The sequence below is a fragment of the Rhizobacter sp. P2_H3 genome, assembly GCF_056403355.1.
This window is the reverse complement of sequence record NZ_JBFUFQ010000187.1, coordinates 1-11,637: the sequence shown is the minus strand read 5'-3', so window position 1 is coordinate 11,637 and position 11,637 is coordinate 1. Positions and strand designations below refer to the sequence as shown.

At 69.8% G+C, this 11,637-nt stretch carries 11 protein-coding genes; 6 read left to right on the top strand and 5 right to left on the bottom strand.

Annotated elements, in window-relative coordinates:
* The first annotated feature begins 193 nt into the window (after positions 1-193).
* Positions 194-2,464, top strand: coding sequence for a TonB-dependent receptor (locus AC1D1T_RS24745; RefSeq protein WP_477838657.1), 2,271 nt, complete (start codon positions 194-196; stop codon positions 2,462-2,464).
* A gap of 26 nt (positions 2,465-2,490) precedes the next feature.
* Entirely contained in the window at positions 2,491-2,961 is a 471-nt protein-coding gene (locus AC1D1T_RS24740; protein WP_477825590.1) for a copper chaperone PCu(A)C, read from the top strand.
* 7 nt (positions 2,962-2,968) lie between these two features.
* On the opposite strand, the gene ruvA is transcribed toward AC1D1T_RS24740, so the two are convergent.
* The 3 genes from ruvA to AC1D1T_RS24725 form a co-directional block, all read right to left on the bottom strand.
* Positions 2,969-3,541, bottom strand: a complete 573-nt coding sequence (gene ruvA / locus AC1D1T_RS24735) for a Holliday junction branch migration protein RuvA (RefSeq protein ID WP_477825589.1) — start codon at positions 3,539-3,541, stop codon at positions 2,969-2,971.
* Positions 3,538-4,191, bottom strand: coding sequence for a response regulator (locus AC1D1T_RS24730; RefSeq protein ID WP_047510238.1), 654 nt, complete (start codon positions 4,189-4,191; stop codon positions 3,538-3,540). The genes ruvA and AC1D1T_RS24730 overlap by 4 nt, the downstream gene beginning before the upstream one ends.
* A gap of 69 nt (positions 4,192-4,260) precedes the next feature.
* The gene (locus AC1D1T_RS24725) at positions 4,261-6,162 is read right to left on the bottom strand and encodes a sensor histidine kinase (protein ID WP_477992655.1); all 1,902 of its coding nucleotides are present in this window, start codon (positions 6,160-6,162) and stop codon (positions 4,261-4,263) included.
* A 91-nt stretch (positions 6,163-6,253) separates the two neighbouring features.
* Between AC1D1T_RS24725 and AC1D1T_RS24720 the strand changes: the two genes are divergently transcribed.
* Both AC1D1T_RS24720 and ybeY read left to right on the top strand, forming a co-directional pair.
* A complete protein-coding gene (locus tag AC1D1T_RS24720; RefSeq protein ID WP_465110777.1) occupies positions 6,254-7,267 on the top strand; it encodes a PhoH family protein in 1,014 nt (337 codons plus the stop codon).
* A gap of 2 nt (positions 7,268-7,269) precedes the next feature.
* Entirely contained in the window at positions 7,270-7,719 is a 450-nt protein-coding gene (gene ybeY, locus AC1D1T_RS24715; protein WP_047510233.1) for an rRNA maturation RNase YbeY, read from the top strand.
* Between the two features lie 81 nt (positions 7,720-7,800).
* Here ybeY and AC1D1T_RS24710 read toward each other — a convergent pair whose 3' ends face one another.
* Complete coding sequence (locus AC1D1T_RS24710) at positions 7,801-8,919, bottom strand: magnesium transporter CorA family protein (RefSeq protein ID WP_477825587.1); 1,119 nt, start codon at positions 8,917-8,919, stop codon at positions 7,801-7,803.
* Between the two features lie 26 nt (positions 8,920-8,945).
* Positions 8,946-9,953, bottom strand: coding sequence for a porphobilinogen synthase (hemB, locus tag AC1D1T_RS24705; RefSeq protein WP_477992654.1), 1,008 nt, complete (start codon positions 9,951-9,953; stop codon positions 8,946-8,948).
* Between the two features lie 356 nt (positions 9,954-10,309).
* Here hemB and AC1D1T_RS24700 point away from each other — a divergent pair, with 356 nt between their 5' ends.
* Complete coding sequence (locus AC1D1T_RS24700; RefSeq protein WP_047510227.1) at positions 10,310-10,750, top strand: CopD family protein; 441 nt, start codon at positions 10,310-10,312, stop codon at positions 10,748-10,750.
* Positions 10,751-10,757: 7 nt separating this feature from the next.
* A partial coding sequence (locus AC1D1T_RS24695; RefSeq protein ID WP_477992653.1) for a VanZ family protein occupies positions 10,758-11,637 on the top strand: 880 nt, incomplete at its 3' end.

The window sequence follows — 11,637 nt, the reverse complement described above, 5'->3', positions numbered from 1 at the left end:
AGTCGCCTGCGCCGCCGGTTCGCGCCGGCGCGCCGATCCCCGATGCCGAGGCCGACTGGATCGCCCGGCTCAAGCACGGGCCTCCCTCCCTCACCTGAACCCACCGCCTTGCCCGCGGTGCGCGTGGCGCACCGACGGCCTGTGTGATCGACCGCGGCGTCGTGCGCCCGGTCCTGTTCAGGAGCATTCCGTGATGTACCGATTCACGCCAGCCGCCCGTGCGGTGCTGGCGCTGCTGGCCTGCCTGCCGTTGGCGGCATGGGCCGACGAAGACACCGCTGCCACTCGCGCCGACGCCGACGAGGCGACCGCACCCGTCAAGCACCTGGGCGTGGTCACCGTGACCGGTGGCCGCCGCGGCTCGCTGCCGTCGCAGATCCCGACGACGATCGAAGGCATCAGCGGCGCGCAGGTGCAGGCCAGCATCAACGCGACCGACAGCGAGGACGCGCTGAAGTACCTGCCGAGCCTGCTGGTGCGCAAGCGCTATGCGGGCGACTACAACCATGCGGTGCTGTCGACGCGCGCGTCGGGCACCGGCAACAGCGCGCGCTCGCTGGTCTATGCGGACGGCATCCTGCTGTCCAACCTGCTCGGCAACGGCGCGAGCTTCGCGCCGCGCTGGGGCCTGGTGACGCCGGAGGAGATCGAGCGCGTCGACGTGCTGTACGGCCCGTTCTCGGCCGCCTACCCCGGCAACTCGGCCGGCGCGGTGGTCGACTACCTGACGCGCATGCCGTCGAAGTTCGAGGCCCATGCGATGGTCGGCGCGTTCTCGCAGCCGTTCCAGCTCTACGGCACCGACACCACCTACAACGGCTGGCAGACCAGCGCCTCGCTCGGCGACCGCCACGGCGGCTGGTCGTGGTGGATCAACGCGAACCGGCTCGACAGCGAAGGCCAGCCGCTGGTGTTCGACACCACGGCCACGCCGACCGCCGGCGCCGTGCCGGACACCGACAAGACCGGCAAGCCCTGGTACGTGCGCGGCACCGGCACGCAGTACCGCACGGTGCAGGACCACCTGAAGCTGAAGCTCGCCTACGACCTGGCCACCGACCTGCGGGCCAGCTACACGCTGGGCTGGTGGCGCAACGACGCGGTCGGGCGCTCGGAGCAGTACGTGGCCCCGGTGCTGGGCGGCGTGACCAACCGCGACGGCCTCGCGCACCTGGTGCAGGCGCTGTCGCTGAAGCAGAACGCGGGCGGCGTGTTCGACTGGGAGCTGGCTGCGAGCGTCTATGACTACCGCCGCGACCTGAGCCGCAAGCCCGCCGCCGGGTCGACGCAGCAGCCCGCGTTGTCGCAGCAGATGCTCAACGGCGGCAACGGCAGCGCGACCGACCTGAACGGCACCGGCTGGAACACGCTGTCGGCGCGCGGCACCTGGCGGCCCGCTGGCGAGGGCAGCGCCCATGTGGTCGACGCCGGGCTGCAGCAGGACAGCTTCCGCCTGCGCACCACCGTCTACGGCCTGGCGGACTGGATCAACCAGGAAAGCGGCACGGTCAACGCCCGTTTCAATGGCAACACGCGGCTGCGCTCGGTGTTCGGCCAGGACGCCTGGCGCTTCGCCGACGGCTGGATGGCGGTGCTCGGGCTGCGCGGCGAGCGCTGGCAGGCCTTCGACGGCCTGACGCAGACCGGCACGTTCACGCCGTATGCGCATCCGCAGCGCTGCGAGACCGCCTGGTCGCCGAAGGCCGCGCTGTCGCACGAGTTGCGCGAGGGCTGGGTGCTGAAGGCCTCGGCCGGGCGCGCGGTGCGGTTTCCGACGGTGTCCGAGCTGTACCAGGGCGCGGCCACCGCGACCGGCATCAGCAACATCGCGAACCCGGACCTGCGGCCCGAGCGCTCCTGGACCTCGGAACTCAGCTCCGAATGGACGCTGCCCGACGCGGCGACGCTGCGCCTGACGCTGTTCCACGAGGACACGCACGATGCGCTGTACAGCCAGCCGCTGCCGAACGTGACGCCGGTGACGAACAGCGTGCAGAACGTCGACCATGTGCGCACCACCGGCCTCGAAGCCGCCGCCCAGCGCGAGAACGTGCTGTGGCGCGGGCTCGACCTGCAGGGCAGCGTGACCTATGCCGACTCGAAGATCGTCGCCAACAGCGGTTACGTGAGCACGCCGGGCGACACCGTCGGCAAGTGGCAGCCGCGCGTGCCGCGCTGGCGGGCGAGCGCGCTGGCCGCCTGGCGCGTCGACGAGCGCTGGACCGTCAGCTACGGCGCGCGCTACAGCGGCCGGCAGTACGGCAGCCTGGACAACAGCGACACCAACGGATCCACCTACATGGGCACGTCGAAGTACTTCACGACCGACCTGCGGGTGCGCTTCGCGATCGACAGGCAATGGCATGCCGCCTTCGGCATCGACAACCTGAACAACGACCAGTACTGGAATTTCCACCCGTACCCGCAACGCACCTACAGTGCGGAGCTGCGGTACGACCTGTGAATGCCTCCCTGAAACGGACCCCTGTCATGACCATGAACCACCTCCTCACCCGCCTTGCCGCCACCGCCCTGGTTTCGCTCGCCGCCGCCGCGGCCCAGGCCCATGAATTCACGCTCGGCGACATCGCCATCGGCCACCCGTATGCGCGCGCGACCGCGCCGGGGCAGCCGACCGGCGGCGGCTTCCTGCGGCTGGAGAACCGCGGCAAGGCGGATGACCGCCTGCTGTCGGCCAGCGCCGACGTCGGCCGGACGACCGAGCTGCACATGATGAAGATGGAGGGCGACGTGATGCGCATGCGCGAGGTGGCGGCGATCGACGTGCCGGCCGGCAAGTACGTCGAGCTGAAGCCCGGCGCGCTGCACGTGATGTTCCTCGGGCTGAAGGCGCCGCTGAAGGAGGGCGACAAGTTCCCGCTGCGGCTGAAGTTCGAGAAGGCGGGGGAGGTGACGGTGACGGTGAACGTCGAGGCGGCGGGGGCCGATCACAGCCACTGACGAGGGGTCAGCGGGCGAGGGCCTTCAGCGCGAGCTTGATGCCTTCGCTCACACCGACTTCCGCCGGCAGGCTCTTCAATGCGGCGGCCGCCTCGCGGTCGCTGTAGCCCAGCGCCACCAGCGCCTGCAGGATGTCGGCCTGCGCATCGCTCGCGACGCTGGCCGGCATCGCCAGGTCGGCACCGAGCTTGCCCTTCAGCTCCAGCAGCAGCCGCTCGGCCGTCTTCTTGCCGATGCCCGGCACCTTGATCAGCCGGCCGCTCTCCTGCAGCGACACCGCCTGCGCCAGCTCGCCGACGCTCAAGCCCGACAGGATCGACAGGGCCGTGCGCGGCCCGACGCCGGAGATCTTCACCAGCTGACGGAAGGTCGCGCGCTCCTCGGCTGTCAGAAAGCCGAACAGCACCTGGGCGTCCTCGCGCACGACGAAATGCGTCAGCAGCGTCACGCGCTCGCCGAGCGTGGGCAGGTTGTAGAAGGTGCTCATCGGCACGTCGACCTCGTAGCCGACGCCGCCGACATCCACCAGCAACTGGGGCGGGTTCTTCTCTGCCAGCAGGCCGCTCAGCCGGCCGATCATCGGCGGAACAGGCCCAGGCGCTGGGCCTCGAGCGCGGCTTCCGCCCGCGAGCTGACGTTGAGCTTGCGGTAGATCTGCTTCACGTAGTCGGCGATCGTGTGGCGCGACAGGTTCAGCTGCGTGCCGATCTCCGGCAGCGTGAAGCCCTTGGCCACCCACAGCAGCACCTCGTTCTCGCGGTCGGTCAGCGAGACGTGCGGCAGGTTCTGCGGGCGCTCCTGCGGCTTGTTCTGTGCCGCGAAATACGCGATCACGCGGCGCGCGATCGACGGCGTCAGCGGCGGCTCGCCCTGGCTGATGCGCTGCAGCTGCTCGACGAAATGCTCGCGCGGCTGCTCTTTCAGCAGGTAGCCGAACGCGCCGGCCTGCAGGGCGGGGAACAGGTGGTCGTCGTCGTCGTGGATGGTGACCACCACCGACTGCGCCTCGGGCTGCGATTCACGCAGCGCCGCGACCACGTCGACGCCGGATCCATCCGGCAGGCCCAGGTCGACCAGCGCGACATCGAAGCGCTCGGCGCTGATCAGGGCCAGCGCGTCGTGCACCCGGGCGCTCTCGGAGATCTGCGCCTGCGGAAACACCTGCGTCACCAGGGCCTTCACCCAGGCACGGATCTCGGGCAGGTCTTCGAGCAGCAGGATCTTGTTCATGGGGTGTCCTCGAGGGGATCTTGAATCGTAGCAGCGGCCGGGTGGACGGACGAGGAAGGATTGTGCGCTTCACAGCGGCAAGGTCAGCCGGATCACCGTGCMGTAGCCCGGCCCCGACTCGACCAGGCACTGCCCCTGCATCTGCTTGGCGCGGTGTTTCATGCTGGCCATCCCGTGGCCGCGGTCGAGCTTGCCGTCGAGTTCCATCGGGATGCCCTTGCCGTTGTCCTGCACGACCAGCACGAAATCATGCTCGCCGATGCTGCAGCGCACCTTGCAGTGCGAGGCGCCGCTGTGCTTGATGATGTTGCTGACCGCCTCGCGCAGGATGCGGGTGGTCTGCACGAAGGCACGCGCCGACAGCTGCTGGTGCACGTCTTCGGTGGGGCTGCGCCAGTCGGCCTCGATGTTGGCCTGGCTCAGGCGCGACACCGTCTCGGCGCGCCAGTCGGCCAGCGCATCGGCCACCTGCATCGGCTTGCCGGTCAGGCCGCGCACCGACAGGCGCATCTCCTCGAGCGCCTCGCGCGCCAGGGTGGAGATGCGCTCGCTCTCGCTGGTGTGCACGATGGTCAGCAGCTTGGCGCCCAGGTCGTCGTGCAGGTCGGCGGCGATGCGCTTGCGTTCCTTCTCGGTCACCTGCTCGACGCGCAGCTCGGCCATCTGCGAGAAATTGCGCTCGATCTCGGCGGTGACCTCGTTGATGCGGCTTTCCAGCGAGTTGCGGCTCGCCTCGGCCACCTGCAGCGCGCGGCCGAAGATGTGGATCTGGCGCGCGGCGACCGCGATGAACATCAGCGGCATGCTGAAGTGCAGCACGTGCACCGGCAGCCACGAGATCCAGCCGTGCTGCGTCGCCAGCTCGACCAGCACCAGCACGCCGACGCCCATCAGCATGAAGGCCATCGGCCAGAAGTCGGCGCGGCCGTCCGGCCCCTTGCGCCAGGTCACGCGCAGGTACAGCGTGACGGCCGCCATCACCTCGGCCGACAGCAGCAGGTACCAGCTGCTCGTCATCAGGTACAGGCGATGCGGCCCGGCGAGCGCGAGGCTGGCCGGGATCAGCAGGCACTGCAGCGCGAGGCCGATCTCGAGCTTGGTCGAGCGCAGCGCGGCATAGCGCACCAGGAACTGGACCGCCAGCGCCACCAGCACGCCGAAGCCGACGCAGGACAGGAACTCGCTGGTGGCGTTGTCCCACGGCGGATCGCGCCACCACAGGCGCGCCGACAGCGCGGCCCAGCCGATCGCAAGCAGGCCGAAATGGATCAGCCAGGGGCTGCGGCGATCCTGCCACCCCATGCCCAGCATCACGATGCCCAGCGGCACCAGCATCGCCGAGATCACCTGCACCAGCGAGATGTTCCAGAAGGCCTGGCGCGCCTGCTGCTCGGCCAGCAGCGCGTGCGGCCCGACCTGCACCGCCGACAGCCCGCCGGCCCGCTGGCGCGACGCGACGTGCTGCAGCGCGTAGCCCTGCACCTTGATGTCGAGCACGTTGCCGTCCGGGTTCAGCAGCGCCGGCGGCAGCGCGACGAGCTGCGGGTAGAAGCAGTTGCGCGTCACCGGCTCGGCCATGCGGCCGCCGTCGAAGACCAGGTTGCCGTTCAGCCAGACCTGCGCGTTGCTGCAGGCACGCTCGATGTAGGCGGCCATCAGCGGCGCCGGCGTGATGCGGCTCGCCGGCAGCGTGAAGTTGAGGCGGTACCAGGCCGGCCCGTCGGACTGCGGCAGGGTCTCGGACCAGTCGTCGGGCAGGCGCACGGCGCGCTGCTGCAAGTCCTGCGGGAAGGTGGGCAGGGTGCTGGCAACCCGGCTCGCGTTGCGGATCTCGATGACGCCGGAGTCATCGGCCGCGGCGCTCGCGACCGCGCCGCTGAGGGCCAGCACGCAGGCCACCGACATCGCCACGCATCGGGCCGCGGCACGCAGCCGGTCGGCGAGGGTGGGCGTCGGCGGAAAGCAGGGCATGGGCGCCGATTGTGCAGGATGCCTGCGCCGCCGGGGCCTTCCGGCGACAATCCGGCCTTCCGCCTTCTTTTCAGCCCGAGTCAGCGCCCACGTGATCCTTCGCCACGCCTTCATCCCGCTCGACAACGCCCGCCTGTCGCACTTGTGCGGCAGCGTCGATGAACACCTGCGCAGCATCGAGGCCGCCTTCGGCGTCAGCATCTCGCGGCGCAACGAATCCTTCCGCATCGACGGCCCGAAGGCGAGTGCCGAGCGCGCGGTGGCCTTGCTGCAGACCCTGTACGGCCGCTCGCGCCGGCCGATCGCGGCCGAGACATTGCAGCTCGCGATCACCGAGGCGCTGGCTGACGACTCGCAGGCGCGGCCGCGCACGCCGGTGCTCGGGCGCCCGGCCTTGCGCGAGGCGGCCCCGGGCGATGCCCCGGATGAAGAGGGCGACGAGGTCCTGCTGCGCACGCGCCGCCCCGACCTGACCGGCCGCACGCCCAACCAGCAGCTGTACCTGCGCAACATCCTCGCGCACGACATCACGTTCGGCATCGGCCCGGCCGGCACCGGCAAGACCTTCCTCGCGGTGGCCTGCGCGGTCGATGCGCTGGAACGCAGCAGCGTGCAGCGCATCATCCTGACGCGGCCGGCGGTCGAGGCCGGCGAGCGGCTCGGCTTCCTGCCCGGCGACCTGGCGCAGAAGGTCGATCCCTACCTGCGCCCGCTGTACGACGCGCTGTACGACCTGATGGGCATGGAGAAGGTGGGCCGCGCGTTCGAGAAGGGCAACATCGAGATCGCGCCGCTCGCCTTCATGCGCGGGCGCACGCTGAACCATGCGTTCGTGATCCTCGACGAGGCGCAGAACACCACCCGCGAGCAGATGAAGATGTTCCTGACGCGCATCGGCTTCGGCAGCAAGTGCGTCGTCACCGGCGACGTGAGCCAGATCGACCTGCCGCGCGGCACCGACAGCGGGCTGATCGACGCCGAGCGCGTGCTGCGCCGCGTGGCCGGCATCGCGATGACGCGCTTCACCGCGGCCGACGTGGTGCGCCACCCGCTGGTCGCGCGCATCGTCGAGGCCTACGACGCCGCGCCGACGGATCGGATCTGAACATGGCGACGGCACGTCCCGAGCTGGGTCTCTCGCTGCAGTTCGCCGACGCGACGCACCGCGCCGAGCTGCCCCGCCACAAGGTGGCGCGCTGGATCCGCGCGGCGCTGGCGGCGCCCGGCGAGATCACGGTGCGCATCGTCGATGCCGACGAAGGCCGCGCGCTGAACCGCGAGTACCGCGGCAAGGACTACGCGACCAACGTGCTGACCTTCGACTACAGCCACGCACCGGTGGTGCAGGCCGACCTGATCCTGTGCGCGCCGGTGGTCGAGGCCGAGGCGCGCGAGCAGGGCATCGCGCTGCAGGCGCATTACGCGCACCTGCTGGTGCACGGCACGCTGCACGCGCAGGGGCATGACCACGAGGAAGAGGACGAGGCGGTCGAGATGGAGGCCGAGGAGACGCGCATCCTCGCCGGGCTCGGCTACGACGATCCCTATCAGCGCTGAGCGGGCCGAGCGCCGGGCCGCCCCAAGCCGGCCCGCATCCCCTCGGGGGATCGGTCGATGTACTCATCGACCGAGGGGTTGTCATCTCGGATGGCGCGACGTGCTCAGGTAGCGCTTGCGCCAGAAGAACCAGCCGAGCGAAACCGCGATCACCAGCATGAAGCCGCTGGCCATCCAGACGCCGTCGCCGCTGTGGATCAGCGGCAGCCCCTCGAAATTCATCCCGAAGAACCCGGTGACCAGGTTCAGCGGCAGGAAGATCGCGGTCAGCACCGTCAGCGTGCGCATGATGTCGTTGGTGCGGTTGCTCTGCGCCGAGAAATGCATCTGCACCGCGGTCTCGGCCGAGGATTCGAGCCGGCGCACGTGGCTCAGCACGCGCTCGATGTGCTCCAGCACGTCGCGCGAGCGCACGCGCAGCAGTTCGCGGTCGCGCGCCGCCTTCGGGTCCGGCTCGTCCGGCCATTCGTCGAGCGAGTCGATCCATTCGACGATCGCGCTGCGCTGGTCCTCGCAGGTGTCTTCCAGCAGGTGCAGCGAGTTGCGCGACTCGAGCAGCACCTGCCAGCTGTCGAACTGGCTGCGCGGGTTGAACAGCTCCTGCTGCAGGTAGCCGAGCTGCTTGGTCAGCAGCCGGCGCAGCTCGAGGTAGCTGTCGACCATGTGGTTCAGCATGCGCAGCATCAGGTCGGCGGGGCCGGTGGGCAGCCGCATCGCGCCGCGCGGCTCGTAGCGCTGGTCGGCACCCTCGACCATCTGCTGCAGCTTGCTCGCGAAGAAATCGCGCACCTGGCAGTCGGTCGGGTGCACCGTCATCAGCACGCGGTCGAACACCGCGAAGCCGACCGGGCTGGTGTCGATCGCCTCGAGCGCACGCTTGGCGGTGCTGGCGGTGCCGCTCTGGTCGTCGAGGAACAGGCCGGCGCTGCCGCTGCCCGCCGCGAGCCGGCGGAACACCATCAGGTCGTACCACGAGGTGTAGTCGAAGTGCGACGGCAGCTGGTTGTTCAGCAGGTCGGAGATGTGCAGGTCGACGAGCTGGCCGCCGGTCCAGCGCTGCAGCCCGGCCTGGACCTCGGCGATGTTGACCTCGAACTCGCGCCGCGCGGTGCCGATCCACAGGTAGCCGGTGGACGGCAGCTTGTCGGGCAGCGCTTCGATCTCGGTGAACTGGTCGGCCGTGATGTGGAAGATTCGCATGCGCCGCGTGTGTGGTGTCGGGTGCGTCAGGCCTGCTGCCGCAGCAGCCGGGCCGCGTCGAGCGCGAAGTAAGTCAGCACGCCGTCGGCGCCGGCGCGCTTGAACGCGAGCAGGCTCTCGAGCATCACCGCATCGTGGTCGAGCCAGCCCTGGGCCGCGGCGGCCTTCACCATCGCATACTCGCCGCTCACCTGGTAGGCGAAGGTCGGCACGCGGAACTCGTCCTTCACGCGGCGCACGATGTCGAGGTAGGGCAGGCCGGGCTTCACCATCACCATGTCGGCGCCTTCGGCCAGGTCGAGCGCGACCTCGCGCAGCGCCTCGTCGCTGTTGCCGGGGTCCATCTGGTAGACCTTCTTGTCCGCCTTGCCGAGGTTCTTCGCCGAACCGACCGCATCGCGGAACRGGCCGTAGAAGGCGCTCGCGTACTTGGCGCTGTACGCCATGATCCGCGTGTGGACCAGGCCGCGCGCTTCGAGCGCGCTGCGAATCGCGCCGATGCGGCCGTCCATCATGTCGCTCGGCGCGACGATGTCGACGCCGGCCTCGGCCTGCACCAGCGCCTGGCCGGTCAGCACCTTCACGGTGTCGTCGTTGCGCATGTAGCCGGTCTCGTCGGGCAGGCCGTCCTGGCCGTGGCTCGTGAACGGATCGAGCGCGACATCGGTCATCAGGCCGAGCTGCGGGAACTGCTTCTTCAACTCGCGCACCACGGTCGGCACCAGCCCCTTCGGGTTCAGCGCCTCGCTGCCGTTCTCGTCCTTCAGCGCCGGCTCGATGACCGGAAACAAGGCCAGCACCGGCACGCCGAGCTTCACGCATTCTTCGGCCAGCGGCATCAGCCGGTCCAGGCTGAGGCGTTGAACGCCCGGCATCGAGGCGACGTCGTGCACCTGGTTGCGCCCGTCCTGGACGAACACCGGGTAGATCAGGTCGCTCGCGTGCAGGCGGTTCTCGCGCACCAGCGCGCGGGTGAATTCATCGCGGCGCAGGCGGCGCGGGCGGTTGGCGGGGAACGGGGCGGGCGGCAGCATGGCGTCTTCTGAAGGCGGTTGCGACGCGGGGGCCGGCCGCCGAAACCGATGTGACGATGAGACATCGGGACTTTTTACGTGTAAATCCCGTGCGACGGCACTTCAACAGCCCGGCACTCATCTGCTAAAGTCGCCCTTGAATGATAGCCGCAAGGTGGTCATTCCCTGCTTTTCCTCCCTGAGCAGGAGCCTTACCGTGATGACAGCGATGAGGCTTTTCAACCCCGGCCTTGACGGTCGGGGTTTTCTTTTTGGGATGACCACCCCTCGTCGACGAGTACATCGCCGATCCCCCGAGGGGATGCCGGTCGGCTTGGGGCGGCCCTGCGCTCGACCGGCCCCCCATAATCCCGCGGATGAGCAGCCTCTATCCCTGGGTCAAGGCCCTGCACCTGATCTTCGTCGCCAGCTGGTTCGCCGGTCTTTTTTACCTGCCGCGCCTGTTCGTCAACCTCGCTTCGGTGCCGGCCGACAGCCACGCCGAGCGTGAGCGCCTGCTGTTGATGGCGCGCAAGCTCTACCGTTTCACCAGCTTCCTGATGGTTCCCGCCCTGCTGTTCGGCCTGTGGCTGTGGCTGGGCTTCGGCATCGGGCGCGGACCCGGCAGCGGCTGGCTGCACGCGAAGCTCGCGCTGGTGGTGCTGGCGATCGGCTACCACCACGGCTGCCGCGCGCTGCTGCGCCGATTCGAGCAGTTCGAGAACCGCCGCAGCGAACGCTGGTTCCGCTTCTTCAACGAGACCGCGATCCTGCTGTTCGCGGCCATCGTCGTGCTGGTGATCGTCAAGCCGTTCTGATCCGGCGATGGCACCGCACCGCAGCTCGGCCGGACCGTTGGCGTGGCTGTATGCGGCGCTGATCGTCTACGCGAGCCTGTCGCCGTTCACCGGCTGGAAGCAGCCGGTGGCGCTGGCGCTGRCCGGGCTCGGCCACCTGCCGTGGCCGCGCTACTGGACCGCCTTCGACGTGGTCTCCAACCTGCTCGGCTACATGCCGCTCGGCGCGCTGGTGGTGGGTGCGCTGGTGCGCTCCGGGCGGCGCGTGTCGATCGCCTTCGTCGCGGCGCTGCTGGCAGGCTCGTTGCTGTCGTTCGCGATGGAGAGCCTGCAGAACTGGCTGCCGCAGCGCGTGCCGTCCAGCCTCGACTGGGTGCTGAACGCCGCCGGCACGCTGGCCGGCGCGCTGGTCGCGGTGGCGGTGCACGCGCTCGGCGGCATCGACCGCTGGCAGACGCTGCGCGACCGCTGGTTCGTGAGCCGCATCACCGGCGGGCTGCTGCTGTTGCTGCTGTGGCCGATCGGCCTGCTGTTCCCGACGCCGGTGCCGCTCGGCCTCGGCCAGGTGCTGGTGCGATTGCAGGAGCTGGCCGCCGAGGCGCTGGCCGGCACGCCGTGGTCGGCGTGGACCGAAGACTGGGCCGATGCGAGCGTCGCGATGACGCCGTTGTCGCGCGGCAGCGAGCTGCTCGCGATCCTGCTCGGCCTGCTGGCGCCGTGCCTGGTCGCGTACACCATCGTGCGCCCGGGCTGGCGCCGCGCGGCGATGGTGCCCGGCGCGGCCGCGCTCGGCTTCGCGACGACCACGCTGTCGACGGCGCTGAACTTCGGCCCGCAGCATGCGCTGGCCTGGCTGACGCCGCCTGCCTTGCCGGGGCTGCTGAGCGGTGCGATCGCCGGGCTGCTGC

Excerpts from the sequence above, each read along its gene's own strand:
- ybeY (WP_047510233.1), top strand. The coding sequence starts at position 7,270 with ATGGCGACGGCACGTCCCGAGCTGGGTCTCTCGCTGCAGTTCGCCGAC.
- AC1D1T_RS24730 (WP_047510238.1), bottom strand. The coding sequence starts at position 4,191 with ATGAACAAGATCCTGCTGCTCGAAGACCTGCCCGAGATCCGTGCCTGG.
- AC1D1T_RS24740 (WP_477825590.1), top strand. The coding sequence starts at position 2,491 with ATGACCATGAACCACCTCCTCACCCGCCTTGCCGCCACCGCCCTGGTT.
- AC1D1T_RS24745 (WP_477838657.1), top strand. The coding sequence starts at position 194 with ATGTACCGATTCACGCCAGCCGCCCGTGCGGTGCTGGCGCTGCTGGCC.
- ruvA (WP_477825589.1), bottom strand. The coding sequence starts at position 3,541 with ATGATCGGCCGGCTGAGCGGCCTGCTGGCAGAGAAGAACCCGCCCCAG.
- AC1D1T_RS24710 (WP_477825587.1), bottom strand. The coding sequence starts at position 8,919 with ATGCGAATCTTCCACATCACGGCCGACCAGTTCACCGAGATCGAAGCG.
- AC1D1T_RS24700 (WP_047510227.1), top strand. The coding sequence starts at position 10,310 with ATGAGCAGCCTCTATCCCTGGGTCAAGGCCCTGCACCTGATCTTCGTC.